This is a genomic window from Streptomyces muensis, from assembly GCF_021474425.1.
GTDB classification, from domain to species: Bacteria; Actinomycetota; Actinomycetes; order Streptomycetales; family Streptomycetaceae; genus Streptomyces; species Streptomyces muensis.
This window is the reverse complement of record NZ_JAKEIP010000668.1, coordinates 1-330: the sequence shown is the minus strand read 5'-3', so window position 1 is coordinate 330 and position 330 is coordinate 1. Positions and strand designations below refer to the sequence as shown.

Here is a 330-nt window from a genome sequence, read left to right as displayed (position 1 = left end):
CCCCCGCCGACCCCGACCGCGAGATCGTCCCCGGCGAGCTCCTCGACCTCCCCGGCCGCCGTCTGCGCGCGATCTGGACGCCGGGCCACACCCCCGGCCATGTCTGCCTGCACCTGGAGGAGGAGCACCCGGCCCAACTCCCGGGCCACGGCCGCCTGTTCTCCGGCGACCACCTCCTCCCCGAGATCACCCCGCACATCGGCCTGTACGAGGACCCCGACGACAATGGGGGTCCCCCCGCGCGAGCGTATTCGAGCGTGGGGGAGGTCACCGACCCCCTCGGCGACTACCTCGCCTCCCTCGAACGCGTCGCCCGCCTCGCCCCCGCCG

General features: G+C 75.2%; 1 protein-coding gene. It reads left to right on the top strand.

What is annotated here, in order from left to right; translation table 11 throughout:
- The coding region (locus L0P92_RS44960; RefSeq protein WP_234768872.1) for an MBL fold metallo-hydrolase at positions 1 to 330 on the top strand (330 nt) is incomplete at both ends.